The 26,755-nt window shown below is 59.8% G+C and carries 21 protein-coding genes and 1 tRNA gene; 12 read left to right on the top strand and 10 right to left on the bottom strand.

What is annotated here, in order from left to right; genetic code table 11:
* The first annotated feature begins 116 nt into the window (after positions 1-116).
* A complete protein-coding gene (yajC, locus tag J2D75_RS04500) occupies positions 117-476 on the top strand; it encodes a preprotein translocase subunit YajC (RefSeq protein WP_207853248.1) in 360 nt (119 codons plus the stop codon).
* A 56-nt stretch (positions 477-532) separates the two neighbouring features.
* Here yajC and J2D75_RS04495 read toward each other — a convergent pair whose 3' ends face one another.
* Entirely contained in the window at positions 533-2,773 is a 2,241-nt protein-coding gene (locus J2D75_RS04495; RefSeq protein ID WP_207853246.1) for a primosomal protein N', read from the bottom strand.
* Between the two features lie 108 nt (positions 2,774-2,881).
* On the opposite strand from J2D75_RS04495, the gene J2D75_RS04490 reads away from it, so the two are divergent.
* Genes J2D75_RS04490 through J2D75_RS04480 form a run of 3 tightly spaced genes read left to right on the top strand, consistent with a single transcriptional unit; the run spans position 2,882 to position 5,827 of the window.
* Complete coding sequence (locus tag J2D75_RS04490) at positions 2,882-3,859, top strand: tyrosine recombinase XerC (RefSeq protein WP_207853244.1); 978 nt, start codon at positions 2,882-2,884, stop codon at positions 3,857-3,859.
* A gap of 31 nt (positions 3,860-3,890) precedes the next feature.
* Entirely contained in the window at positions 3,891-4,853 is a 963-nt protein-coding gene (pip, locus tag J2D75_RS04485) for a prolyl aminopeptidase (protein ID WP_207853242.1), read from the top strand.
* A 35-nt stretch (positions 4,854-4,888) separates the two neighbouring features.
* Positions 4,889-5,827 (top strand): retroviral-like aspartic protease family protein, encoded by a 939-nt coding sequence (locus tag J2D75_RS04480; protein WP_265782864.1) that lies wholly within the window; start codon positions 4,889-4,891, stop codon positions 5,825-5,827.
* 49 nt (positions 5,828-5,876) lie between these two features.
* Here J2D75_RS04480 and J2D75_RS04475 read toward each other — a convergent pair whose 3' ends face one another.
* Positions 5,877-6,431 carry a hypothetical protein gene (locus J2D75_RS04475; protein ID WP_243428486.1) on the bottom strand — a complete coding sequence of 185 codons (555 nt, stop codon included), beginning with the start codon at positions 6,429-6,431 and terminating at the stop codon, positions 5,877-5,879.
* Positions 6,432-6,917: 486 nt separating this feature from the next.
* Here J2D75_RS04475 and J2D75_RS04470 point away from each other — a divergent pair, with 486 nt between their 5' ends.
* Complete coding sequence (locus J2D75_RS04470; protein ID WP_408736735.1) at positions 6,918-8,321, top strand: ammonium transporter; 1,404 nt, start codon at positions 6,918-6,920, stop codon at positions 8,319-8,321.
* 509 nt (positions 8,322-8,830) lie between these two features.
* Here J2D75_RS04470 and J2D75_RS04465 read toward each other — a convergent pair.
* Positions 8,831-9,169, bottom strand: a complete 339-nt coding sequence (locus J2D75_RS04465; protein ID WP_025860447.1) for a P-II family nitrogen regulator — start codon at positions 9,167-9,169, stop codon at positions 8,831-8,833.
* 211 nt (positions 9,170-9,380) lie between these two features.
* Here J2D75_RS04465 and J2D75_RS04460 point away from each other — a divergent pair, with 211 nt between their 5' ends.
* Positions 9,381-10,631: a UbiH/UbiF/VisC/COQ6 family ubiquinone biosynthesis hydroxylase gene (locus tag J2D75_RS04460; protein ID WP_207853240.1), complete on the top strand. Its 1,251-nt coding sequence runs from the start codon at positions 9,381-9,383 to the stop codon at positions 10,629-10,631.
* Positions 10,632-10,757: 126 nt separating this feature from the next.
* A complete protein-coding gene (gene cysE / locus J2D75_RS04455; protein ID WP_408736738.1) occupies positions 10,758-11,522 on the top strand; it encodes a serine O-acetyltransferase in 765 nt (254 codons plus the stop codon).
* A gap of 27 nt (positions 11,523-11,549) precedes the next feature.
* Here cysE and J2D75_RS04450 read toward each other — a convergent pair whose 3' ends face one another.
* From J2D75_RS04450 to groES, 3 genes are all read right to left on the bottom strand, one after another.
* Complete coding sequence (locus J2D75_RS04450) at positions 11,550-13,346, bottom strand: sensor domain-containing diguanylate cyclase (protein ID WP_207853236.1); 1,797 nt, start codon at positions 13,344-13,346, stop codon at positions 11,550-11,552.
* A 222-nt stretch (positions 13,347-13,568) separates the two neighbouring features.
* On the bottom strand, positions 13,569-15,212 hold the full coding sequence (gene groL / locus J2D75_RS04445) for a chaperonin GroEL (protein ID WP_207853234.1): 1,644 nt from the start codon (positions 15,210-15,212) through the stop codon (positions 13,569-13,571).
* 50 nt (positions 15,213-15,262) lie between these two features.
* A complete protein-coding gene (gene groES / locus J2D75_RS04440; RefSeq protein ID WP_207853232.1) occupies positions 15,263-15,556 on the bottom strand; it encodes a co-chaperone GroES in 294 nt (97 codons plus the stop codon).
* A 257-nt stretch (positions 15,557-15,813) separates the two neighbouring features.
* Between groES and J2D75_RS04435 the strand changes: the two genes are divergently transcribed.
* Together J2D75_RS04435 and J2D75_RS04430 are read left to right on the top strand one after the other, a co-directional pair.
* Positions 15,814-16,482, top strand: a complete 669-nt coding sequence (locus tag J2D75_RS04435) for a dienelactone hydrolase family protein (RefSeq protein ID WP_207853230.1) — start codon at positions 15,814-15,816, stop codon at positions 16,480-16,482.
* Between the two features lie 121 nt (positions 16,483-16,603).
* The gene (locus J2D75_RS04430) at positions 16,604-16,807 is read left to right on the top strand and encodes a cold-shock protein (RefSeq protein WP_141374737.1); all 204 of its coding nucleotides are present in this window, start codon (positions 16,604-16,606) and stop codon (positions 16,805-16,807) included.
* Between the two features lie 38 nt (positions 16,808-16,845).
* On the opposite strand, the gene J2D75_RS04425 is transcribed toward J2D75_RS04430, so the two are convergent.
* From J2D75_RS04425 to efp, 3 genes are all read right to left on the bottom strand, one after another.
* Positions 16,846-19,887, bottom strand: coding sequence for an ATP-dependent DNA helicase (locus tag J2D75_RS04425; protein ID WP_207853228.1), 3,042 nt, complete (start codon positions 19,885-19,887; stop codon positions 16,846-16,848).
* Between the two features lie 122 nt (positions 19,888-20,009).
* The gene (locus J2D75_RS04420) at positions 20,010-20,840 is read right to left on the bottom strand and encodes an inositol monophosphatase family protein (protein ID WP_207853226.1); all 831 of its coding nucleotides are present in this window, start codon (positions 20,838-20,840) and stop codon (positions 20,010-20,012) included.
* A gap of 48 nt (positions 20,841-20,888) precedes the next feature.
* Positions 20,889-21,455: an elongation factor P gene (gene efp / locus J2D75_RS04415; protein ID WP_207853224.1), complete on the bottom strand. Its 567-nt coding sequence runs from the start codon at positions 21,453-21,455 to the stop codon at positions 20,889-20,891.
* A gap of 170 nt (positions 21,456-21,625) precedes the next feature.
* Between efp and J2D75_RS04410 the strand changes: the two genes are divergently transcribed.
* Positions 21,626-21,715 (top strand) — tRNA-Ser (locus J2D75_RS04410).
* Positions 21,716-21,833: 118 nt separating this feature from the next.
* On the opposite strand, the gene J2D75_RS04405 is transcribed toward J2D75_RS04410, so the two are convergent.
* A complete protein-coding gene (locus tag J2D75_RS04405) occupies positions 21,834-23,435 on the bottom strand; it encodes a gamma-glutamyltransferase family protein (protein ID WP_207853223.1) in 1,602 nt (533 codons plus the stop codon).
* Positions 23,436-23,727: 292 nt separating this feature from the next.
* Between J2D75_RS04405 and J2D75_RS04400 the strand changes: the two genes are divergently transcribed.
* Both J2D75_RS04400 and J2D75_RS04395 read left to right on the top strand, forming a co-directional pair.
* Complete coding sequence (locus J2D75_RS04400) at positions 23,728-25,200, top strand: aldehyde dehydrogenase family protein (RefSeq protein ID WP_207853221.1); 1,473 nt, start codon at positions 23,728-23,730, stop codon at positions 25,198-25,200.
* 72 nt (positions 25,201-25,272) lie between these two features.
* The gene (locus tag J2D75_RS04395) at positions 25,273-26,685 is read left to right on the top strand and encodes a purine-cytosine permease family protein (protein ID WP_207853219.1); all 1,413 of its coding nucleotides are present in this window, start codon (positions 25,273-25,275) and stop codon (positions 26,683-26,685) included.
* Positions 26,686-26,755: the final 70 nt, after the last annotated feature.

Here is a 26,755-nt window from a genome sequence, read left to right as displayed (position 1 = left end):
GGAAAGTGCGCGGCGCATGCCGTGAACTTCCATGCAGGAGCTTGACGGAAAAGGATTGAAAACTATGGTCACTTCTTCCGTTTGTGCAACCAGCCTTATCTGAAAGTCAGCACCCCATGTTCGATTTCCTTATTCCCGCAGCTCATGCCCAGACTGCCGCCGGGGGCGGTGGCGCCGGCGCCACGCTGATGTCCTTCCTGCCGTTTGTTGCGGTTTTCGCCATCATGTATTTCCTCATGATCCGCCCTCAGCAGCAGCGCCAGAAGCAGCTCAAGGCTGAACTCAAGGCCCTGCGTCGTGGCGACCGGATCGTGACCGCGGGTGGTGTTGTGGGCATTGTGCAGCGCAGCCGCGAGGATTCATCCGAAGTCGAGGTGGAAATCGCCCCCAATGTGCGCGTGACGGTTCTGCGTGAAACCATTTCCACCGTGCTGACCAGCACCGCCAAGCCGGTGAATGACGACAAAAGCAAGTAAGACTGGCGCACAGGGCCGCTTAAGCGGCCCGGCGGAACAGGCTGGCATTGTTCCGCCTAGAGGAATGAAACCGGGTCTATGTCCACATCGACCCGTACGGCCCGGCCCAGATCGACCGCAGCCAGCCAGCGGCGCAATATGGGTTGCACCGCGATAGACCGGCGGGTGCGCAGGAGCAGCCGCCGTCTATGGCGCCCGCGTAGCAGGGCGAGCGGCGCGGGAGCTGGCCCAAGCACCTGTATACCCTCGCCATATGGGGCGGTGCGGCCCAGCAGTGCGGCCGCATGATCTGCCGCCTGCGCCTCGGTCGCGCTGATGACAAGGGCGGCCAGTCGTCCGTAAGGGGGCCAGAAACCCGGCTTGCGCTGGGCTGCCTCCTGCGCCATGAAGCTGTCGAAATCCCCAGAAAGCAGCGCCTGCATGACCGGGTGTTCGGGCATGTAGCTTTGCAGCAGCACCTTGCCGGGGGCTTCGGCACGGCCAGCGCGGCCGGCAACCTGATGCAGAAGCTGGATCGTGCGTTCGCCCGCGCGCAGGTCTGCTCCCCCCAGCCCCAGATCAGCATCTACAACGCCCACAAGCGTCAGGTAAGGAAAGTGCCAGCCTTTGGCCACAACCTGTGTGCCGATAATCAGATCAGCCTCGCGGCGTGAGATTTTTTCGATGGCCGCCGCTGTTGCCTTTGGGCCGCCGAGCGTATCGCTCGACATCACCAGAATACGGGCTTGCGGGAAAAGCTCGCGCGCTTCTTCCGTAATGCGCTCAATACCGGGGCCGATGGCGGTCAGGCTGTTTTCCGCATTGCAGGCCGGGCAGGTGGGGGGCAGGGGCTGGGTGGTATCGCAGTAATGGCACGATAGCACCTTGCGCGCGCGGTGTTCTACCAGCCACGAGGTGCAGTGCGGGCACTCCATGCGGTGTCCGCAGGCCCGGCAGAGGGTCAGGGGCGCATAACCCCGGCGGTTCAGGAACAGCATGGCCTGCTCCTGTCGCTCCAGTGTTGCGGCTATTTCATCGCGCAGGACGGGCGAGAGAAACAGCCCGCGCGGGGGCGGGTGGTCGCGCAGGTCAAGCAGGCGGGTTTCGGGCAGGGCGGCTCCCCCATGCCGGGTGGGGAGCACCAGATGGCGGTAGCGCCCGGCTTCCACATTGGCCAGAGTTTCCAGGCTGGGTGTGGCGGAGGCCAGAATAACCGGAACCCCGGCAAGTCGCCCGCGTAGCACAGCCATGTCACGCGCATTGTAAAGAACGCCTTCCTCCTGCTTGAACAGGGGTTCGTGTTCTTCGTCCACAATGATCAGCCCCAGCGCCTTGAAAGGCAGGAACAGGGCCGAGCGTGCGCCAACCACCACCTGCACGCTGCCATCAGCCGTGCCGAGCCATGTCTGCCTGCGGGCTTTCTGTCCGATTTCGGAATGCCATATGGCGGGTGGCACCCCAAAACGACGTGTAAAACGCTCCATCCATTGGGCCGAGAGGGCAATTTCTGGCAGGAGTACAAGCACTTGCCGTCCTGTCTTCAGGCATGCAGCGACAGCTTCCTGATAGATTTCGGTTTTACCCGAGCCTGTAACCCCTTCCAGCAGAGTGACCGAAAACCCGCCATCACGGGCGCTGGCGCGCAGAGCCTGTGCGGCTTCAAGCTGTGCGCCTTCCAGCACTGGCGGGCAGTGATCCGGGTCGGGGGTTGCAAAAGCATGGCCGGGGTCCAGCCGTACCGGGTGGAGCGCTCCGGCATCGGCCAGCCCACGAATAACGGCGGCGCCCACGCCTGCGGCATTGGCCAGATCGGTGGTGGTGCGGGGTGGGCCTTCGCCCAGAACCGACAGCACTTTCTGGCGCGCGGGTGTCAGGCGCAGGGTTTCGGGTAGGGGGGCGGGCAGCCAGCCCATGCTGGGGGCCGGTACGCCCTGCATGGGCTGGCGCAGGGTCATGGCCAGTACCATGCCGGGTGGCGAGAGCGTATAGGCGGCAACCCAGTTTACGAAGCGGCGTAACTCGGCATTGAGCGGGGGTAGATCCAGCCGTGCTGAGACCGGGCGCAGGCGACTGGTCGGAACGGGTTTTGTATCGGTCGCAAAAGCGAGATCAGGCGGCAGATCTGGCGTGGCGTCCCAGACAACGCCGGTTTCATACCGTTTGCCGAGCGGCACAGTCACAATATCCCCCGGCTGCAAGGCCATATGCGCGGGTGCCGTGTAGTCGAACGCCCCCGCGAATGGCATGGGCAGCAGCACGGATACGCGGGCAATGCTGGCCGGGGCATCCGTTTCATGGGAAGATGGGGGCTGAGCCATGTTTCAGTCTTTAAGCCCGTGGCGGTGTAAAGAACAGGGCCAAAAAGCCGGAGGGTATCCGTGCCGCCGCCTTATGGGGCCGGGCAGAGGAGAGGGCGGGGAGCGCGCATGACAGCGGAAGAAGCAGTTCAGCGGTTTATGGAATGGATGGCGGTTGAAAAACGGGCCTCTGCGCGCACGCTTGAGGCTTACCGGTCTGACCTGTCGCGCTTTTTGGTGTTTCTGGCCGGTCATATGAATGGCCTGCCGGATATGGAGGGGCTGGGGCGATTGACCCTGCGGGATTTCCGGGCATGGCTGGCGCAGGAGCAGGCCCGCGCTCTGGCCCGTAACAACCGGCCGATGGTGCGCCCGTCCACCCCCGATCAGGCCGCGCGCACACGGGCGCGCCGGGTTTCCGCCCTGCGGTCGTTCTTTCGTTATCTGGCCCGGCGCGAGGGGGTGGAGAATACGGCCATTCAGCTTTTGGGCGGCCCACGGATTAAAAAAACACTCCCCCGCCCGCTTTCCCGCCCCGATGCGCTGGCCGCCCCCGAGGATATTGCGGAGCTGGCCCGTACACCTTTTGAGCGCGGGCGCGATAAGGCGCTGTTCCTGCTGCTATACGGTTGCGGATTGCGCATTTCCGAAGCGCTATCGCTTGATGTGGCGGATATGCGCGTGCTGGCGTCTACAGGCGTACTGCGGATTTATGGCAAGGGCGGTAAGGAGCGGCTGGTGCCTGTGCTGCCGCAGGTGCAGCAGGCGCTTGAGGCATGGCTGGCGCAGCATCCATCCCCCACGGCGGATGCGCCGCTGTTTGTGGGCGTGCGAGGCGGGCGGCTACAGCCAACCATAGCACAAAAGGCAATGCGGCTGTGGCGTACCCTGTCCGGTCTGCCCGAACATGCTACCCCGCATGCGTTGCGGCATTCCTTTGCCACCCATCTGATGGAAGGGGGAGCAGACCTGCGTGTCATTCAGGAATTGCTGGGCCATGCCAGCCTGTCCACCACCCAGCGTTACACCCTGACAGACGAAGCCCGGCTTCTGGATGTCTGGACGCGTGCGCACCCGCGTGCACAAATGGAACGTGACAGGGAATAGCACAGAAAAACCCCGAAGGATGGATACCGGCATGATCGAAGCCTACCGCGCTCCCTGGCCTGCTATCGAGCCGTACGCCCACGGCTATCTTGATACGGGCGAAGGGCATGAAATTTACTGGGAGGAATGCGGCAACCCCAAGGGTATTCCGGTCGTGTTTCTGCATGGCGGGCCGGGTGGTGGCTGTTCGCCCGGCCAGCGCAGGCTGTTTGACCCCGCCCGCTACCGCATTGTGCTGTTTGACCAGCGCGGCTGTGGGCGTTCGCGCCCCCATGCCAGCCTTGAAGCCAACACCACATGGCATCTGGTGGCGGACATCGAACGCCTGCGCGAACAGTGTGGCGTAGCGCAGTGGGCGGTGTTTGGCGGTTCATGGGGATCAACCCTCGCGCTGGCTTATGCCCAGACCCACCCGGACAGGGTTCTGGCCCTGATGCTGCGCGGTATCTTCACGCTGCGTAAAGCCGAATTGCTGTGGTATTATCAGGAAGGCGCTTCATGGCTGTTCCCTGACAAATGGGAGGATTTTCAGGCCCCCATTCCCGAGGCCGAACGCCATGACATGATGGCCGCCTATCGCCTTCGCCTGACCGCAGAGGACAGGGCCACACGCGTGGAAGCCGCCAGGGCCTGGAGCCTGTGGGAGGGCCGAACCCTGACCCTGCTCCCGTCTGCGGAACTGGAGGAGCAGCACGATGAGGCTGAATACGCTCTGGCCTTCTCCCGCATTGAAAACCACTATTTCGTTCATGCTGGCTGGTTGGAAGAAGGTCAGCTTATCCGCGATGTGGAGCGTATCCGGCATATTCCTACCGTGATCGTGCAGGGGCGTTATGACATGGCAACGCCGGTGCGTACGGCGTGGGATCTGCATCGCGCATGGCCGGAAGCGGCATTCCATTTAGTGGATGCCGCGGGGCATGCCCTGTTTGAACCCGGTATCCTGACAGCCCTGCTGAATGCGACAGACCGTTTTGCCCGAGAACTGGCCTGATGCGACCCGGAGGGGGCTGGCGGTTTTTACCGTATGTGTCACAGGCTGTGTTGTGTGTGGGCATGGTGTTTGTCGTGGCGGGTTTTGGCCCGGCGGGCAAGGCCGAGCCTGCTGATCCGCCCGGATGCCGCCATCTGGTGGCGCGTGTCGCCTTGCGGAATGACGCGGGGTTTATCAATGCGCCCGTGAGCCTGAACGGCCATGCCGCGCGGATGATTGTCGATACCGGGTCGGAGGGGAGTCTGGTTTCCCCCGAGGCCATGGCGCTGTTTGACATGAAGCCAGACCCCGAGCGCCGTACGGTTGTGCAGGGCACAGGGGGCGAGGGACGACTGGTGCCTAATGCCATTATCCACTCTCTGCGGCTTGGGGCGGTGGAGTTTGGCCCGGTTTCCGTGCCGGTAGAGGCATTGCCTGCTATTCCGGCGCTGGTGCCTGCCATTGAAGGGCTGGTAGGGGCGGATCTGCTCTCGCGCTATGATGTTGAGTTCAGTGTGGCGGAAGGGTGGATGGCGTTCTGGTCTCCCGCCACGGCGGCATGTTCCGGGCCTGTTGGCTGGCGTTATCTGTATCGTGCGGTGCCTCTTGATATGACCGCACGCAAACGCCTGATGGCGTCAGTCGAACTCGATGGCCATACTCTGCATGCCCTACTGGATAGTGGAGCCCGTTCCACCATTGTTTCCAGTGAAGCAGCCCGTAGGGCCGGTGTTGCCGCTGGCGCACTGGCGGGGGATCCGGGGGGTGTGGCCGCCGGGCTGGATGGCCACGGGCAGGTTTATCACTGGCACCGTTTCGAGACCTTACGAGTCGGGCAGGAAGAAGAACGTACACCGGTTCTGACGGTCTCACCCGTGCATGATACGGCGGATATGCTGCTGGGGGCAGACTGGTTCATGAACCATCGCATCTGGCTGTCTTATGCGACGCGCTCACTCTACCTCATGCCTGCGCACAAACGCACGCAGCCGTAAAAGCCCCATGGCAGGCCAGAGCTGCGGCCTGTCATGGGGTTGAGGCGTATCAGCCTTTCAGGCGCGCATTGCACACGCTGTAGTAGCCGCCACCTTTCTGGATCCATTTCAGGCCGCCATTGGCGTTGCTGGTCTTGTTGGCGTTGTACTGGTCAAGGCAGGTTTTCTGGCGGGCTTTACCAGCGCTGAGCTTGGAATACTGGGCGCTGACAGCACTCGGGAAAACCGCGCCTTCGGCACTGGCGGGCAGAGGCTTGGCGCTGCTGGCGGTTTCAGCAGGCTTGGTTTCGGCGGGCTTTGCCTCGGTAGCCTTGGATTCCACGGCCTTGGGTTCAGCGGCTTTGGTTTCAGCAGGCTTTGCGGCTGCCGGTTCGGCTGCATCGCATGTGGCGGCCTTGAAGGCCTTGTAGGTCTGGTCTTTCAGCGAGCCATCGGCTTTCGCTTCCTTGAATTTTTCGTGGCATTCCTTGGCTGTCAGCGCATGGGCGCCGGGGGCGGCCATGACGGTGGTGCAGGTGAGCAGCGTCGCCGCCAGACCAATACGCGCGAATACTTTCATGGTGATGACCTTACGAGGAAGATAGGCAGGAAGATGCACGCTCATGTCCCCTGACGGGCGCATTGGCCCATTGCCCTGTCCGTCAGCCAGAAGAGCGATGACGGCCGTACGCTACGGCAAATCCACGGAATGATAAAGGGCATTGTATCGGTGGACATCCTTGCCGCCGCGTCCGGTTTCCCGCGCAATCAAGGGCGCATAACGGTCCGGGCGGGTGTGGCATCCATGCCGCATTCGCCAGAAAATACACATGCCAAAGCCAGAGGGGGCATGGTGGCGGCAACCTTTGGCTGTGCCACATGGAAAGCCATAATTTCACAGGTTTTCAGGCCTGACAGGCTGTGTGGGAGTGCAGGCTGTCGGGCGCTATTCTGCCTGCTCTTTTCCAGATTCTGGCCATGATTACGGAATATGGTGGCAAAGGGCGCTTTGTTCCGCTTGAGATACAAGTCAAACAATGGCACTGTCAGGATCGTAAATCATTAAGACCAGTATTGCTGAGAGCCTTGAGTTTAAGGAGAGACCCAATATATGTTCCTGTCATTGCCTAGGGCATATTCTGCCGTAAAACGCACGGGGATGGCCTCATCCCTGTCACTGCTGGCGGGCGCGGTTGCGGTTTCGCTGCTGGGTGGTGGTTCCGCCCTCGCGGCTGATGCCGCTCCGGCCATCGATACCGGTGATACCGCCTGGATGCTGACCAGCACGGCGCTGGTGCTGATGATGACCATCCCCGGTCTGGGTCTTTTCTACGCCGGTATGGTGCGTAAGAAAAACGTTCTGGCTACCATGATGCAGGCTTTTGCCCTGTGCTGTCTCATGTCCATTGTCTGGATGGTGGCTGGCTACTCTCTGGCGTTCAGCAATGGCACGCCGTGGATTGGTGGTTTTTCACGACTTTTCCTCAACGGACTTGGCGAACACATCCATAATGGTGCGGACATTCCCTTCACTATTGGTGAAGGCACGCCCAACGCTTCGACGATGACCATCCCCGAAAGCGTCTTCATGGTCTTCCAGATGACGTTTGCCATCATCACCCCGGCCCTGATCGCCGGTGCGTATGCAGAACGCATGAAGTTCAGCGCCATGTGCGTGTTCTCCGTTCTGTGGTCGCTGCTGGTTTACGCCCCGATCGCTCACTGGGTGTGGAGCCCGATGGGCTGGCTGGCTGCTCTCGGCACGGCTGACTTCGCGGGTGGCACGGTCGTGCATATCAATGCTGGTGTGGCCGGTCTTGTCTGTGCGCTGGTTCTGGGGCGCCGCAAGGGTTACGGGCATGATGATCTCGCTCCGTTCAACCTGACCTACGCCGTTATTGGCGCGTCTCTCCTGTGGGTGGGCTGGTTCGGCTTTAACGCCGGGTCTGCTCTGGGTGCTGCTGGCCGTGCGGGCATGGCCATGGTCACGACCCAGATTGCTGCTGCGGCGGCGGGCCTGTCCTGGATGGTTATGGAATGGCTGCGTGCTGGCAAGCCGACTGTTCTGGGTATCATTTCCGGTGCTGTGGGTGGCCTTGTGGCCATTACCCCGGCGGCTGGTTTCGTGCTGCCCGGCGGCGCGCTGGTCATTGGTCTGATCACTGGCGTGGTCTGCTACTGGAGTGCAACCAGCCTCAAGCACATGCTCGGTTACGATGACAGTCTGGACGCCTTTGGCGTGCATGGTGTTGGCGGTATTGTTGGTGCGCTGCTGACTGGTCTGCTGGCCTATGGCCCGCTCTCCGCTACGGACTCCAGCCCTGAAGGGATCGTTGGTTCCTTCAAGCAGATGATCGTGCAGGGTGAAGCTGTCATGGTCACCATCGTATGGTGTGCTCTGGTCAGCTTTATCATCCTCAAGGTTGTGGATGTCGTGATCGGCCTGCGGGTTACCCCCGATCAGGAACAGGAAGGTCTGGATACGTCCCTGCATGGGGAACAGATCAACCTCTGAGTTGTTGGCGGGCTCTCCCGTTTGGGAGAGCCGGTCTGACAGGGGTAAAGCCTCCGCCACGGGATGTGGCGGAGGCTTTTTTATTGCGCGAAAAAGGAGCGCAGGCACGGTGTCCGTAATATTCGTGTGGCGTCTGATGGTTGGTTTGGCCTGCTGAGGGCTGTATCGCACCTATGTTTGGGTGTCGCGAAAGTAAAACTATACTATTCGGTCTCATCACAAGGTGGCGATTAATAGAAAGCCTATAGCGGGTGCGAGGCGTTGCACCCAGAGCGTAGCAAGGCGTGCAGGCCCGTCTAGAGGGCTTGCACGTCTTGCCTGAGCGGTGAGACCCCGCACGAAAACAAGAAAGAAAACGGTGGGAGATGGGCCGGGCAGACCGGACGTTTAAAGCATGAAGTCGCTTTTTCGAAAGTCTGCCGCAAGTGCGCGCTCCTAGGAGGCGCCCGGCCTTTCCATGCCATTACCCCTAAGGGATGGTAGGCATGGAAAGGCGGAAAATCCGTTAATTACAGGGCGGAATCGCCTGTTTCGCGGGTGCGGATACGGATAACGCGGTCGAGATCGCTGACAAAAATCTTGCCGTCACCGATCTTGCCAGTGTGAGCGGAATCAAGGATGGCTTCGATAACCTGATCAACCAGATCGTCAGTTGTAGCGATTTCCACCTTGATCTTGGGAAGGAAGCTGATCCGGTATTCGGCGCCACGGTAGATTTCGTTCTGGCCTTTCTGGCGGCCAAAACCCTTGACTTCGGAAACGGTCAGACCCTGCACGCCAAGCGGGGCGAGCGCTTCGCGCACATCGCCGAGTTTGAAGGGCTTTATAATGGCTGTAATCAGTTTCATTTAACTTTTACTCCCTCCCGATAATCATTTCTTTCCTGTTCCGAGACTGACACATTTGGTCATGCCGCGCTAGGCTTTTATGTGGGATGTTCTGAGCGCATGTCTGGTTTTTCCCGGCGGGCAAGCGCATATATGATGCCGCTGCCCGCCCCGTGCGTGGCGGGCCTGCCCGTGAGAGGGCGGGGACTGCGTATTGAAGGAAACCGAGCTTATGCACCAGAAGGCCGCAGCCACCGTGGCGGAAGGCGTTTTTCCCGCGGATACTCTGCCCGATGTAGATGTCTGTATTGTGGGCGCGGGGCCGGTTGGCGCGTCGCTGGCCTGCCGTCTGGGGCGTGCTGGGCTGAGTGTTGCTGTGCTGGACCGGACCGAGCTTGCGGGTATGGAGCATCCTGATCTGGATGGCCGGGCCTATGCTATTGCCGCTGGCCCCAAGAGGTTTCTGGAAGAAGCGGGGGTATGGGATGCCCTTCCGCGTCCATCCTGCCCGATTGAGGATATTCTGGTTACGGATGGCCGTCCGGGGGAGCCTGCGTCCTCTCTGTTTCTGGAGTTCCAGCGTGAGGATGCGGGGCAGCCTTTCGGCTGGATGATCGAGGCGCGCGCCCTGCGTGTGGCGCTCAACGCCTGTCTGGCGGAAACAGCCGGTATTACGGTTCTGGCCCCGGTAGAGGCCAGCATTACCCGCCGGGCGGAAGGTGCGCATGTCCGCCTGTCTGATGGCCGCTCTTTCGGGGCGAAGCTGATTGTCGCGGCCGATGGTCGCCGCTCGCGCCTGCGGGAAGAGGCCGGTATCGGCCTGACGCGCCTGCCATATGGGCAGACTGCCATTGTCTGTGCGATTGCGCATGAGTTTCCGCACGATAACAGTGCGCTTGAACACTTCCTGCCTGCTGGGCCGTTCGCACAGTTGCCGATGTGTGGCACGGAAGAACACCCCCATATGTCCGCCATTGTCTGGAGCGACAAGGATGGCACGGCTGAGCGGTTTGCTGCCCTGCCGGATGAGGTTTTTGCCCGGCAGGTTGAAAGCCGCATGGGCACGGAACGCCTTGGCCGTGTAACGCCGGTCGGGCGGCGGTGGACGTATCCGCTGTCCGCGCAGTATGCCCAGCGCTATACGGATACCCGCATGCTGCTTGTGGGGGATGCCGCTCATGGTATCCACCCCATAGCCGGGCAGGGGCTTAATCTGGGGTATCGGGACATCATTCAGCTTGTGCCGCTGCTGGTTGAGGCGCATGCAAAAGGGCAGGATGTTGGCGCGGCTGAACTGCTGGCCAACTATCAGGCCCGGTGCCGTCCGGCCAATATGCTGATGCTGGCGGCAACCGATGCGCTGGACAGGCTGTTCAGTAACAATAATCCGGTTCTGCGTCTGGCGCGCGACCTTGGTATTGCGGGCGTACACCGCATTCCGGCCTTGCGCAGGGCTTTTGTGCGACATGCCATGGGGCTGTAGGAGCAGGAAACGATCATGGATAATGGAGTCATGACGGACAGCAGGGAGCAGAGCGTTCTGGCATCCAGCCAGTTTGACAAGAGCAGCAGCCTGTGCGCGCCCCAGCTTGCGACGTTATGGCAGCAGATGCTCCACGAAGCCTGCGGATGCAATGACCCGCTGGTGCGTGGGCTGTTGGCAACCGGTGTGCGGAATCACGCTGATTTTGCCTCGGCACTGGCAGCGCTTCTCGGGCGCAAGCTGGGAGATCGCTCGGTAGCGGCTGATGCGCTGAGCGAACTGGTGCAGGAAGGTTTTGAGGCCGATCCTGATATTGTATGCGCAGCAGCGGCAGACCTGCTGGCGATCCGTGAGCGTGATCCGGCCTGCCCGGATTTTGTAACCCCCTTTCTGTTTTTCAAGGGTTACCATGCGGTGCAGACATATCGTGTCGCACACTGGCTCTGGCGCGAGGGGCGGGTGCATCTGGCGCTGCACCTGCAAAGCCGTGCATCAGAGCTGTTCAGTGTGGACATTCACCCAGCAGCCCGCCTTGGGCGGCGTATCCTGTTCGATCATGGCACAGGTATTGTAGTGGGCGAGACCTGCGTGATCGAAAATGATGTGTCCATTCTGCAGAATGTCACCCTTGGTGGCACCGGCAAGCATAGTGGTGATCGTCATCCCAAGGTGCGCCGTGGTGTGCTGATCGGGGCGGGGGCCAAGGTGCTGGGCAATATCGAACTGGGCGAAGGTGCCAAGATTGGCGCAGGCTCGATAGTGCTCGAACCTGTCCCGCCCTTTACGACTGTGGTTGGCAATCCGGCCCGTAAGGTTGGCACGCGCCATGTTGGCAGCATGCCAGCACTCAACATGGATCAGACGCTGCCCCCGATTGATTATATCATCTGAGCCTGTTCATGCCTGAGGCCTTCTGCCTCAGGCTATGGTCACTTGCGGTGATACGATAACGGGGCTGATCTCGCAGGCCCGGTTACGGCCTGCCTTTTTGGCTTCGTACAAGGCGCTGTCGGCCTGGCGTAAAAGGGATTCGACTGACACGCCCTCGCTATAGGGGGCTACGCCACAACTGATTGAAATATGAATGGTTTCGCCCGTATCGAGGGCGATAGGCTCGTCGTGCACCGCGCGTACAATGCGCTCGAGGGTCGCAGCGGCATCCTTCTGGTTTTTGGTAATAACCAGCACAAATTCATCGCCCCCAAAGCGCGAGACAATATCGCTCTCGCGCGTCTGGTGGCTTATCCGGGCTGCGAGGGTTTTCAGCACCGTATCGCCCGCCTCGTGACCATAATGGTCGTTAATGTCCTTGAAATGATCGGCATCAATATAGGCGAGTGAGAAATCGGCATGCGCTGCGTTAATCAGCGCATTGATCCGTTTCTGAAATCCTGCCCGGTTGAGCAGGCCGGTCATGGGGTCGCTTTCGGACTGCCGGGCGATATCGTCTTCCTTGAGCTTGCGCCGGGTTACATCATGGATGGTGACAATAGCCCCCGCAACTGTGCCTGCATCGAAAAATTTGCGGAAATTCAGTTCAATCGTGGTGCCGGGCATATGCGGTGCCGCGATTTCAAGAATGGCGGAATACTGGTCAGCACTGAAAAACGTTTCCATCAGGGTCAGGACTTCCCTGTTGTCAGTCGCCAGAATGTTGCTCAACCGTTGCAGGGGCAGGTTTTCATTGGCCACGCCCAGAAGTGAGAGTGAGGCACCGCCCGCCCAGCGGCATATCCAGTCACGGTCAAAGCTGAGAATACTGTCGGTGGCGTTGATGAGTGCAAGAGCCAGCATCTGTTCGCGCGCGGTTAGTCGTTTGATCAGGGCGCGCTTGCTCATGAGAATTGAAGAAACTGGCCGTTCCGTCAGCATCAGGATGAACAGATAGATCTGCAGCAGCACTTCACGCCCGAAATGATTGGTATGAACCAGACTGATCGGGCCTTTGCCATCAATCGTGAAGACGAGTCCCGCAACTGTAATGATCATGAAAGACAGGTTGGCCCCGACCTCTCCGATCAGCAGGGATGAAATGATGAGTGTTTCCGCAGGAATGAACAGAAGCGGGTAGGTGCTCTGGCTGAACACCAGCACTGACAGGGCGGCCTGACAGAGCAGAACCACGCCGATTTTCCATGCGGGATAGCTACCGTTTTCCGTCAGATCATGCACAAAGCGCCCGCCAAACAGCGAGGTGCACATGGGGGTAAAGATCAGCAACCCGAAGGATGTGCTGAAAAACCACTCCCAGAAAGAGAGCCAGAAGCTGCTGTTATGGGCCGTGCCACTTACGAATGCGCCGGGAATGGAAATGGCGAATGGAATGGCAATGCCCGCGATCAGTGTGAAATTCAGAACCGTGCGGGCCGAGGCAAAGGGTTTGCCGTGGCTTGTATAGAACCGGGCTAGAGCCGCAACCAATGCAATTTCCGTAACATTGAGAAAAGCCGAGGCAATGAACCACGGTGTCCATGACCAGACAATGCTTTTGGCCAGAATGTCAGTCAGAAAGGTCAGGCATAGAACGCGTTTGCGCAGGGTCAGGCCGCGATTGAGCAGAAGTGCCAGAATAATGCCGTTGCCCGGCCAGATAGTGGCATGGCTGTGCCCGTCGGTCGTAAAGCGGATAACCAGCGTGGAGGTAATGAAATACAGCAGAAGTGCCAGAGTAACCTTGAAAAGAGTGGCACTTTTGTCTGATCGGGCAGCCTGCATGAGGGTTTCCAGCAAGGGCAAGGAAGGAACAGACAGCCCGGCCTCTTAGCCGGGCCGGGTAAGTGGAGGTAAAAAGCGTTTTCCGGCCCGGATTGTCCAGAAAAATCTTGCACGTATGAGGATGCAAACGCGCGGAGGCGGGCAGGGTAGGCATGCGGGCATAAAAAAACGGCCGTGACAGTTAAGTCACGGCCGTTTTCCGACTGGATACGGAAGGGGGTATTAGAAGTCCATACCGCCCATGCCACCCATGCCGCCCATGTCAGGGGCCGGAGCCGCCTTCTTTTCAGGGCGTTCAGCCACCATGGCTTCGGTGGTGATCAGCAGGCCGGCGACGGAAGCTGCATCCTGCAGAGCCGTGCGCACAACCTTGGCCGGGTCGATAATACCGGCTTCAACCAGGTTCTTGTATTCGCCTGCCTGAGCGTCGAAACCGAAGTTGTAGTCGTCGTTTTCCAGAACCTTGCTGGCAACAACGGCACCATCTTCACCCGCGTTCAGGGCGATCTGGCGCAGCGGAGCCTGCAGGGCGCGGCGGATGATGTCGCCACCAACGCGCTGGTCGTCGTTGTGGTAGTGCAGGTGGGCAAGAGCCGTCGTGGCGCGGGCCAGAGCCGTACCACCGCCGGGGATGATGCCTTCTTCAACAGCCGCACGGGTTGCGTGCAGGGCATCGTCCACGCGATCCTTGCGTTCCTTCACTTCGATTTCCGTGGAGCCGCCAACGCGGATCACGGCAACACCGCCAGCCAGCTTGGCCAGACGTTCCTGCAGCTTTTCACGGTCGTAGTCGGAGGAGGTTTCCTCGATCTGCGCACGGATCTGCTTTACGCGGCCCTTGATGTCGTCCGAGCTGCCAGCGCCATCGACAACGGTGGTGTTTTCTTTGTCGATATGCACTTTCTTGGCCGTGCCAAGCATGTTCAGCGTAACGGTTTCGAGCTTGATGCCGAGGTCTTCGCTGATAACCTGACCACCGGTCAGGATCGCGATGTCTTCCAGCATAGCCTTACGACGGTCGCCAAAGCCCGGAGCCTTCACAGCGGCAATCTTCAGGCCGCCACGCAGCTTGTTGACAACCAGAGTGGCCAGCGCTTCGCCATCGACATCTTCAGCGATGATCAGCAGCGGACGGCCGGACTGCACAACGGCTTCGAGCAGCGGCAGCATGGGCTGCAGCGAAGACAGCTTCTTTTCGTGGATCAGGATGTACGGATTTTCGAGGTCCGCAGTCATCTTTTCCGGGTTGGTGACGAAGTAGGGGGACAGGTAGCCGCGGTCGAACTGCATGCCTTCCACAACGTCGAGCTCGGTCTGGAAGTGCTTGGCTTCCTCAACCGTGATAACGCCTTCGGAGCCAACCTTCTGCATGGCTTCGGAGATCATCTGCCCGATTTCGTGTTCGCCGTTGGCGGAAATCGTGCCGACCTGAGCGGTTTCCGCCGGGGTCGTGACCTTCTTGGCGTTCTTCTTCAGCTCTTCCGTGACAACAGCAACGGCCTTGTCGATACCGCGCTTGAGGTCCATCGGGTTCATGCCAGCGGCAACGGCCTTCATGCCTTCACGCACGATAGCCTGAGCCAGCACGGTGGCGGTGGTGGTGCCGTCGCCCGCGATGTCGTTGGTCTTGGAAGCCACTTCACGCAGCATCTGCGCGCCCATGTTCTCGAACTTGTCAGCCAGTTCGATTTCCTTGGCGACGGAAACGCCGTCCTTGGTGATGCGCGGTGCGCCGAAGCTCTTGTCCAGAACCACGTTACGGCCTTTGGGGCCGAGCGTTACCTTGACCGCATCGGCCAGAATGTCCACGCCGCGCAGCATACGCTGGCGGGCATCAGCACCAAACTTTACGTCTTTGGCAGCCATTGAATGTCTCCTGTGAAGATCGTTCTTGAATTGCGATAAGGGTTAGCGAATCAGGCGGAAATCACGCCCAGAATGTCGCTTTCCTTCATGATCAGCAGCTCTTCGCCGTCGATCTTCACTTCCGTGCCGGACCACTTGCCAAACAGGATACGGTCGCCAGCCTTGACGTCCAGAGCCACAATCTGGCCCTGCTCGTTGCGTGCACCGGGGCCGGCGGCGACAACTTCGCCTTCCATCGGCTTTTCCTTGGCGGTGTCGGGGATGATGATTCCGCCAGCCGTCTTCTGCTCGCTTTCGAGGCGGCGGACAACTACCCGGTCGTGTAAGGGACGAAACTTCGTCATTATGGATCGCTCCACATTCTTTTCTGTGACAGCGCCCTTGTATCGGGAAGCAGCGCCATCAGTTTTGCCGCGCGTAACATAACGCCGCGTTACGTTAGCACTCCCACCCCGGGAGTGCCAGAACAGGAGATAGGTGCGCCCCAAGGCGGTGTCAAGGAATGGCGCCCAGTTTCTTTTTCACGTCATAATGACGGGTGAAGGCATCGGTTATGGTGCTCTTAACGCCAGGGTAAACCCGGCAGGAAAGGCGCGTTCTTATGGGACACTGGATAACACTCGAGGCGGCTGATGGCCACGGTTTTGAAGTGTGGGAGGCCGGTCAGCCGGGGCTGAACCCGACACTGGTGGTGTTGCAGGAAATCTTTGGCGTGAACCATCATATCCGCGCGGTTTGCGAGGATTTCGCCAAGGCGGGGTTTCATGTGCTGTCTCCGGCCCTGTTCGATCGGGCCGAGCGCGGCGTGACGCTGGGCTACACGGCGGCGGATGTGGAAGAGGGCAAAGCCCTGCGCGCCCGGATTCCCCTTGAGCAGACATTGGCTGACCTGCGTGCGGTTCTGGCGCATCCGCGTTCGGGCAAGGCAGGTATGATCGGGTATTGCTGGGGTGGCACACTGGCATGGGAAAGTGCATGCAGGCTTGAAGGGTTGGCTGCGGCCTGTTGCTGGTACGGCGCGGGCATTGCTGCGGCGTTGAATCAACAGCCTGCCTGTCCGGTGCAGATGCACTTTGGCGGGCAGGATGCCAGCATTCCGCCTGCGGATATTGCCGCCATCCGTCAGGCACACCCGGAAGTGGAGATGTTTGTCTACGACGATGCCGGGCACGGTTTTGGCTGTGCTGAACGGGCGGCTTTTAACGCACCAGCCTATGCACTTGCCCGCGAGCGCAGCCTGCTCTTTCTGGAAAATACGCTGGCTTCCTGACGGGGTGGCTGGATATTCTCATTGACAAGACCGCCCGCGCATGACGGGATTGGGGCCATGAACCCCGGCAGTACGTTGTGTGTGGCCGGGAGTTGAAGAGAAACAAGGATCGTTCCCGCCCATGCCCACCGGTACCGTCAAGTGGTTCAACACCACCAAAGGCTATGGTTTTATTGCTCCCGATGAAGGCAGCAAGGATGTTTTCGTGCATATTACGGCCGTTCAGGCTGCTGGCCTGCGTGGCCTGAACGACGGGCAGAAAGTGTCCTTCGATCTGGTGGAAGAGCGTGGCAAGCAGGCTGCGACGAACCTGCAGGTTCTGTAAGGTCGTTACGGCTCCCTGTTTTACGGGGGGCCGTTTTCCTATGCGCCATCCAACCCGGCGGTCTGACTGTCGGTTGTGGGCGCATCAGGTTCGGCATGCAGGAATGCCGTAATGGCGCGTGCGGTTTCCGCCAGCCCGGCTCTGTGTGTTTCCACCCCGCCGGGAAAGGCGGAAAGCAGGCGCGAGGGTGCGCGCCGGTCCAGCAGGACAAACACCCCACGATCTGACTGGCGTCGGATCAACCGCCCGAAAGCCTGACGCAGGCGCAGGCGGGCTATAGCATCATCAAAGCCTTTGGGGTCTCCCCCCGCCAGATGAATGCGCCGCTCGCGGTGCAGGATGTCAGGCCGCGGCCATGGAACCCGCTCAAATACGACCAGTCGCAAGGCATTGCCCGGTACGTCCACCCCGTCCCGCATGGCGTCGGTGCCAAGCAGGCAGGCGTGTTCCTCGGTGCGGAAAATATCCACCAGCGTATTGTTGTCCATGGCATCGACATGCTGGGCGTACAGGGGCAGGCCATTTTCCTCCAGCGTGGGGGCAATGCGCTCATGCACCCCCCGCAGGCGGGAGATGGCGGTAAAAAGCCCCAGTGCTCCCCCACCCGATGCCATGAACAATGTGCGAAACGCGGCAGACAGATCGACAATGCTGCTGTTGTCCACATCTGTTACGATAAAGACACGAGTCTGGGCCTGATAGTTGAACGGGCTGGCAAGGCTCGCCCGAATGGCGGGGGAGGGAAAATGATTGGCCCCGGTGCGGGCCTCTGCGGCTTCCCACGTGCGTTCGGCATCATCTGCCTCGTGGCTGTCATCGGGCTGGCTGGTGGGGGGGGCTGGCTGATGGTCACGCAGGGTGGCCGAGGTGATCAGCATGCCCTGTGCGGGAATGGCCATGGTTGCGGCAAAGGGAATGGTCGGGTCTATCCAGTGGCGGTGCAGGCCCACATCCTGTTCACCCATGCGCTGGCGCTCACGCCGCTCCAGTCGGATGAAATGCACATGCGAGGGTACGTGGCCCTGCGCATCGGGTGTCTGCTCCAGCTCGGCTAGCATGGCCAGCCACGCATCCAGCCGGGCAATGGCGCGCCGGTGCAGGGCACGTGTCATGGCTTCGATCCGTATGCGTGTAGGGCTGTCCAGACTGTCCGCATCGTCTTCCAGTCGGGCGCGCAGGCGCTCACAGAGCGTGCGCAGCGGTTCGACAAGGCGGGTTAGTGCGCGGGAGAGCTGTTGCCCGGCTTCCGCCAGACCGGGCACAAGGGGGTGCAGGTCACATTCAAGCGTGCCCCCCTGTGCGTGCTGTCGTCCGCCCTCATGGGCGCGGGCGAGGCTTTGCTGGCGTAGCAGGCGTAAAAAGACTTCGGTCGGGTTCTCCATGATCGGCTGCGCTGTGGGCGCATCGGGCGGGAGGAGCAGGGTGGCCGGGAAAGACTCTTCCGGCACCGGGGGAAGGTCGGGTTCGGCAGACTCTGGCGGGGTGTCTTCTGCGGTCAGGCGGGTTGACCAGCCGGGCGATGGGAGAGCATGGGCTGCTGTCAGGGCTGCATCCAGCGGGGTTTCCAGCTTGGGGTGGCCGACCACAAGATCATCCAGCCGTCGCTTTAACCCACGTGCGCGGGAGCGGCGGCCTTCGGCTCCCAGCAGCCAGCGCCGGAGTTCAGCCGCTTCCAGCCCGGAGAGTTCGGCGCTGAAGGCGCTGTCCGCCGCATCGGCCAGATGGTGCCCTTCATCAAACACATAGCGTGACGGTGGAGCATTTTCCGGGCTGTTGGCGGCATCATCACTGATCCCCGCTTGCGCATAGGCAGCCTGCGCCATAACCAGCGCATGGTTGGCAATCACCAGATCCGCATCTTTTGCGCGGCGGATTCCGTGTTCGACAAAGCAGCGCTGATAATGCGGGCAGGCGCCGTGGATACATTCGCCACGCCTGTCCGCAACCCCGGCCAGATTCCCCTGGCCGAACAGATCGCCAAACCAGCCCGGCAGATCGCCGCCCATCAGGTCGCCATCGGCTGTGGCCAGCGCCCAGCGTGCCAGCATGGCTAGGGCAATGGTTACACCTGCCGGGCGGCTGGCTGCCGTATTGACGGCTTCTTCCATGTTCAGCAGGCACAGATAGTTCTCGCGCCCCTTGCGTAACACGACTTTCTGCCGGTGAGTTGCGCTGTCAGGGTAAAGGCGGCGGGTTTCCTGCTCGATCTGGCGTTGCAGGTGCCGGGTGTAGGTGCTGACCCATACCGCACCGTCATTGCGTTCGGCCCAGACGCTGGCGGGGGCGATGTAACCCAGAGTTTTGCCAGTGCCAGTGCCCGCTTCGGCCAGCAGTACGGCGGGGTCGCCCGGCATGCTGCGTGGCTCGAAGGCGTTAATGCAGACATTGGCAAAGTCTGCCTGCCCAGCACGGCTTTCCGCCCCTTCGCCCAGAATATGGGCCAGTCTGGCACGTACTTCTAGCGGCGTAATGGCATGCGAGGCCGGTGGGGGGCGTGGAGCGCTTTCCTCCCATTTGGGGAGTGTGCGCCAAACTCTGAGGGCATCGGCGGGTTGTAGGGCATCTTCGGGCAGGGTGCCGCGGGGTGTGAGCCGGGTTTCGAGTTCCAGCGTTTCAGCCACTGTGCCAGCCCAAGGCCATCCTGCTTGCGCCATTCGCAGACAGAATGCCGCAAGACTGTCGGCTTCGGCTCCTGTATTGCGCTGCCGCAGGTCATTCAGCAGGGTGGCAAGCAGGTTGGGGAGAAGATCAGCTTCGATGGTCTCCTGCCCTTCCACATCCAGCCCTAGCGCCAAAGCCAGTCCTCGTGGCGTGGGTACGGCCGGGCGGGCCGGGTGTACGAAGGCAAAGAGTTCGAGCAGGTCCAGCCATGGGGCAGGTTGCCCCGGTGCTGGCAGCCCCAGCCTGCGGGCCAGCGCTGGCGCATGAACGACAAGGGCAGGCGGTAGCGCGGCAAGCCGCTCGCGGAGTGCCTGCGCGGAAAGGTGCAGGAGTTCCCCATCCTCGGTCAGAAGCGAAAAGCCGCCCCGGTAAGGGACAAAAGCCGGAGCATCATGCGCGGAGGGAAAGGAGGAGTGCATACTCTCTAGATGAGCTATTCGCAGGCACAATGCCAGAGGCTATGCGGTAAAAGGCCGCGCTTCACAAACAAAAGCCCGCGTGCCGGAACACGCGGGCCTGAGCCTGAAAGCCAGTTGAAAAATCAGTCCTGATTCTTCAGGCTTTCCACAACCACTTCGAGCAGCTTGCCGTGCATGTTGCCGTTGCCAGCCACGATCATGACATCGTCAGGCAGGTCATCCAGATCCACACCGGCGGTGTCGGTTACCTGACCGCCCGCTTCACGCACGATCAGGGCACCCGCCGCGCAGTCCCACGGTTTGATGCCAAACTCCCAGTAACCTTCGTAGCGTCCGGCCGCGACCCATGCGAGGTCAAGGGCAGCCGCCCCAAAGCGACGGATTCCGGCCACGCGCGGCATGAGGTTGCCCATGACGCGGGCAAACGGCAGACGCTGTTTGGCGGGCACTTTGGCAAACGGGATACCAGTTGCGAAAACGGCTTCCTGCATATCGCGCCGGGCGGATACGCGCAGGCGGCGTTCGTTCAGGTAGGCTCCTGAGCCTTTTTCAGCCCAAAACATTTCGCCAGCGGCGGGGTTGTAAACCAGACCGGCAGCCAGTTCTACACGGCCATCGGGCAGGCGCCGCTGTAGGCCGATGGAAATGGCCCAGTGAGGAATGCCATGCAGGAAGTTGGTGGTGCCGTCCAGCGGATCTACCACCCAGCGCCAGGTCCAGTTGTCGCTGCCTGATGCGCCGGACTCTTCCATCAGGAAGGCATAGCCGGGGCGGGCGCGCTCCAGTTCCTCGCGCAGAGTCTGCTCTGCGCGTAAATCCGCCTGGGAGACAAAGTCGCCCGGCCCCTTGATGCTGACCTGGAGCTGCTCGACTTCGTTAAAGTCACGCAGCAGGCGCTTGGCCGCTTTCTGAGCTGCGGTTTGCATCACCATCATGACGGGGGAGAGACGCATGGCCACGGTGTTTTGTCCTGATTTTAAGGGTGGATAGACGGAAAAAGATCAGTTCTTGGCGCGTTCGACGTAAGAACCGTCTTCCGTACGAACCACGATACGCTCACCCGCTTCGATAAAGGGCGGCACCATGGTCTTGACCCCGTTGGAAAGCTTGGCAGGCTTGTAAGATGAGCTGGCGGTCTGTCCTTTGACAACAGGATCAGCCTCGACAACCTCAAGCGTGACCTGCGGCGGCAGATCAATACCCACCGGGTCGCCTTCAACCAGATGCAGGTTGATGGTCATGTTGTCCTGAATGAAGGGAGCCTGTTCGCCCAGCAGGTCAAGCGGCACCGTGAGCTGTTCGAAGTTTTCGGGGTCCATCAGTACCAGCAGTTCACCATCGGTGTAGGAGTACAGATATTCCCGGTCTTCGGTCATCAGACGTTCGACGGTATCAGCCGTGCGCCACCGTTCGTTGGTCTTGTTACCGGTTTTGAGGTCGCGCATTTCAACCTGAATGAAAGCGCCGCCCTTGCCGGGGGTGATGATCTGCTGCTTCAAGACCGTCCAGCGACGACCGTCATGCTCAATGACCTGACCGGCACGGATCAGGTTTGCCTGCTGTTTCATACGTGGTTCCCAAGAGGAATGGCTATTCAGGATGGGGCTTGTACAGTCCCGTGGCTGGAAGGGCAAGCACCATGGGGCAGACGCGGGTTGCTGTCTTTGCACCATATAGGAGGCAGGTGGCTGGACAGCCCCACTGCATCCTGCTTATAAGACATGGCCTTGGCGAAGCTGGATGGGTGTCCGAGCGGTTTAAGGAACTGGTCTTGAAAACCAGCGTGCGGGGAACCGTACCGTGGGTTCGAATCCCACCCCATCCGCCATTGCTTAGAAAAATCCTTATTTTTCAGTCAGTTACCTAGATTGTGTGCCAATCTCGGTTTTGCGCGCGCCAGATGCAGCGGGTGTGGCGCGCACGGGTGGTGGGTGTTGTGTAGTCTGTCAGAATGCGGCTACGGCTCCATCGCTTCTGGGGTCGGTGGCGCCTTCCAGCAGGCCGTTTTTATGGTGAACGAGGGCGCCTGCATGGCCCATAAGGTCTGAAAGGGCCTCTACCTCGACAACGGTATGTCCGGCCTCTGCGAGTTGGTGCCGGATGCTGGAATCAAGATTGTTTTCCACTTTCAGGGCCGTGCTATCATCGCCCCACGTGCGGCCTAGCAGCCAGCGGGGGGCGGAAATGGCCTGCTGTAACGGCGTATCGTACAGCGCATAGCGGGTGAATAGCGCAGCCTGTGTCTGGGGCTGGCCTTCTCCTCCCATCGTGCCATAGGCCATGACGCGGCCATCGGCAAAGCGGGCGAGGGCGGGGTTGAGGGTGTGGAAAGGCTTTTTGCCTGGTGCGAGCATATTCCAGCCATCAGGGCTATCTGGTGGAGCAAGCAGGAAGGATGCCCCCCGGTTTTGCCAGAACAGGCCCGTATCGGATAGGAAAATGCCGGAGCCGAACTCGAAATACAGGCTCTGGATCATGCTGACGACGACACCGGAGGAATCGACTGCTCCCATCCATGTCGTATCCCCTGCCTGTGCAGGGTGGGGCCATGGCATGGCCCGGTGGCTGTCAATGCTATCGGCCAGCGTGCGTAAGCGACTTTCATCGTCCAGAAAAGCCTGACAGTCTTCGCTCATGCTATCAGGGTCCTGTACGTGTTGGTTACGGAACAGGAAGGCCCGCTTGGTGGCCTCTACCAGACCATGCACATAGCCGAAGCTTTCGGCCTGTGGCCGATCGAGCAGGCTGAACAGTTTGAGAATGGCCAGTGACGCGACACCCTGTGTGGGCGGAGGGGCGTTGTAGACGCGAGCACCGGGCAGGTCTGTATGTAGGGGGTGTGTAACCCGTACGGTATGGCTGGCGAAATCTTCAGCGCAGAGCGGGCTACCGGCATCCGTCAGGCCTGTAGCGAGCATCCGGGAGATGGAGCCTTCGTAAAAACTTTCCAGACCATTGCTGGCAAGTGTTTCAAGCGTGCGGGCAAGGGCCGGGTTGCGGCGGATATGTCCGGTTTTTGGCACCTGCGGTATATCATAAGCCGTACGAAATTGCGGGCTGGCCAGCAGGGTTGGCATTTTTTCACGCAGCATCAGCGCTTCGCTCTGGCTCATGGGGTAACCATGTTCCGCGTAAAAAATGGCCTCTTCAAACAGGGTTTCCAATGGTAGGCAGGGGGCCAGGCGCGCACTTTGTCGCCGGGCTTCCTGCCAGCCTGAAACTGTGCCGGCCATGGTGTTGGCGGCAAGTCCCCCGCGCCACGGCACACTGTCATGACCCGCAGCCCTGTAAAGCGCCTGACTGACGTTCTGCCCGGCTCGGCCAGAAGCATCTATGACGGTGGTTGTGCCGTCTGGATAGGCCACGAGCCAGAAGGCATCTCCTCCAAGCCCGGTCATGTGTGGATATACAACGGAAAGGGTTGCGGCTGTTGCAATGACGGCTTCCAGTGCTGTGCCACCTTTGCGCAAAACTTCCAGCCCGCTCTGGCTGGCCAGATGGTGCGGCGATGTCACCATGCCTCTGGTTGATCGTGGTGTATGAAGCATTTTTTGTCCCGCTTGTGTTTGATGTTTTGTTTTATGGCGGAGCGGGCAGCATAAGCGGTTCTGTCGTGTTCTGCCTATGGTGCCTGCTGATCTGCCTGCATGAAGGGATATTTTATCAGCATACTGATTAGTATTGCGCGGCTTCACGCTTTGTGCAATCGTTCCGTTATCGGAATATGAAGGTGCGGCCCTTACGTGGATTGCGGGCCGCCGTAAGGAACGGGCACGAGAATGCAGGCCAGAAAACAGGCCGGGTGGCTCATGCGTGTGGCACAATACGAACGGTGAAACGATGCTGAAACCTCTTTGTGAACAAAACGGTATTCCGGTTTACGGGCTGTATGTGAATGGCCAGTGGGTGGCGTCCGCGCAGGAGGTTCTGGCCCCTGACCATAGCCCGGCCGACAATACGCTGATTGCGTATGTGCATCAGGCATCTGCAATTGAAATTGAGGCCGCCCTGCACAGTGCGCAGCGAGCCGCCAAGGACTGGGCCGCGACACTGGTTGCCACCAAGGAAGCGCTGTTTTTCCGTCTGAGAGAGGTTATTCTGGCCCGCCGTACGGAAATCCAGCAACTTTTGATCAGGGAGTCCGGTTCGGCATTTAAAAAAGCCCTGTGGGAGATCGACTATGTGGTTGATCTTATTCAGACCATGGTGGGAGAAATCCGCCGGATCGCGGGTGAAACCATGCCCACGACGATTGATGGCCGGGTTTCCCTTTCCTTCCGCCAGCCTCTGGGGGTGGTGCTAGGCATTTGCCCGTTCAATTCACCGTTTCTGCTGACCATGAAAAAAGTCGTGCCCGCCGTGGCGGCAGGGAATGCGATTATTATCAAACCATCAGAAGAAACACCGCTTTCTGGCCTGCTGATTGCTGATCTGTTTGATGAGGCCGGGCTACCGCCGGGCGTGCTGAACGTGATCAATGCGGCTGTGTCTGATGTCTCTCCCGCCCTGACGGAAGATGCGCGGATAAAGGCTATTACCTTTACAGGTTCGACCCGTACCGGACGCCTTTTGGCGGAAGGCGCAGCCCGTGGGCTAAAGCGCATTACGCTGGAAATGGGCGGCAAGGGGCCGCTGGTTGTTCTGCGGGATGCTGACCTTGATGCTGCCGTGCGGGCGGCCACCTTCGGGGCCTTTTTGCATCAGGGGCAGGTCTGCATGGCTGGCTCGCGCGTGATTGTGGATGCCAGCCTGCATGACGTGTTTTGTCAGCGTTTTGTCGAGCGTGCGCAAAATGTGCGGGTAGGCCCGCCAGAGCAGGAGGATACGGTGGTGGGGCCGCTTATCCGGCTTTCGCAATGCGCATTTATTGCCGGGCAGATAGAAGATGCTGTGTCCAAAGGGGCCATTGTGCAGTGTGGCGGCACCTATGAGGGGCCGTATTTTGCACCAACGGTTCTGAGTGATGTCACGCCCGATATGCGGATTTACCATGAGGAATCCTTCGGCCCGGTGGTGTCTGTCCTGCGTGCACACGATACGCAGGATGCGCTCAGGCTTGCCAATGATACGGCTTATGGCCTGTCTGCGGCCGTTATGACCGAGAACCTGCGTGATGCCTGGTATTTCGCTCAGAATATCGAGGCGGGCATGGTGCATATCAATGATTCGACCATTTCCGACGAGCCGCATGTGCCTTTCGGAGGTGTCAAAAACAGTGGGTTCGGCCGCGAAGGCGGGCGCTACTCCATTGAGGAAATGACGGAACTCAAATGGGTGACGTTCCAGACGGGAAAAGCCTCTTTCCCGTTCTGATGATTTTTGTGGCTGTACTGTGCCGGGGCTGACCGGCGTTTGCCTGCTTCCTGTCTTTTTGGAGATAATGACATGTCCGAAAGTGTTCTGGATCCGCAGGGCGGAAAAAACAGTTCATTTCATATCGAAGACGAAACAATATTCCCAATCCCGGATAATGTCCGGCGTGGGAATGCCCGTTCTCTTGCAACCGTCTGGTTGGGGGCAAACCAGACGGTTCTGACCTTCATGACCGGCATGATCTATACCCAGTTGTGTAATCTTTCCGTGGGGTGGGCCATTCTGGCCATTATACTGGGTAACGTGCTGGGCGGCATCTTCATGGCTCTGCATGCCGCACAGGGGCCACATCTGGGTATTCCGCAGATGCAGCAGACCCGTGGCCAGTTTGGGGTTTACGGCTCGCTGCTGGTCATCCTGATCGTTATTTTTATGTATATTGGTTTTGCTTCAACCCTGTTTGCCATTGGGCGTGATCAGTCGGGAACCTTCTTTGGCCCGCTTTCCAGCCATCCGGCTATTTATGCCTCGGCGTTCATGGTGTGGGTGCTCTGCACGGTTGGTCATGCCCTGCTGGAGCGTTTTATTGCCGCGTTCTCCTACATTGCGGGGATCGTGTTTGTTGTGGTGGGGGCCATTTACATTTTCAGTCCTTTCGGGGCGCTGAAACTTCCCTTTTTTGCAGCACCCAGCGCGCATGATTTTCTGATGGCGATTTCGGTTGGTGTGCTGTGGCAGGTTGCCTATGCACCGTATGTATCGGATTATTCGCGCTATTTGCCTGTGCATACAGGGGAAAAGGAAGCGTTTTACGGTTGCCTTTCGGGTAGCGCCATTGGCGCAGCCCTGCCTATGATTGTGGGAGCGTATGTGGCGGGTACCATCTCGGGTGATAATTACTACGAATCACTCCGTCAGGTTTCCGGTCTACTGCCTGCGGTCATCTATATCGTGTTTTTTGCGTCCACCATTGTATGTGCATCAATGCAGATTTACTGCGCGACACTGTCCAGCCTGACTTTGTTGCATACTTTCGCGCCTTCATGGAAACCTTCCAAAAAAGCGCGTACCGTTGTGGCTGCGGTTCTGGTTTGTGCCTCTGCGTTGCTGACCATGAGCCTGAGTGGAGATGCGCTTGATAATATAAGCAATTTTCTACTCCTGCTTTTGGCTGTCCTGTCGCCATGGACTGCGATCAATCTGGTTGATTACTACCTGATTGAGCACGGGCGTTATGATATTCCCTCGCTCTACCGGAATGATGGCGGCGTGTATGGTTATGTCAACGGACTGGCTGTAGCCTGTTATGTGCTTGGCATTGTGGTGCAGGTACCGTTCCTGTCCAACAGCCTTTATACAGGTGTGATTGCAAATCAGCTTGGTGGTATCGATATTTCCTGGATTTTGGGTATCGTGGTGCCGGGTGTTCTTTACTGGGTTCTGGCCAGAAGAAAAAAGAACAAAGCCCTGCGTGCAGCGGCCTGAAGCAGGTCAGCTTTAATCGTATAACAGTCCGGCGGCGTATCTCTGCCGAGATGCGCCGCGACAACCCGCA

The organism is Acetobacter suratthaniensis (assembly GCF_017377745.1).
GTDB lineage: Bacteria > Pseudomonadota > Alphaproteobacteria > Acetobacterales > Acetobacteraceae > Acetobacter > Acetobacter suratthaniensis.
This window is presented reverse-complemented; position numbering and strand designations above follow the sequence as displayed.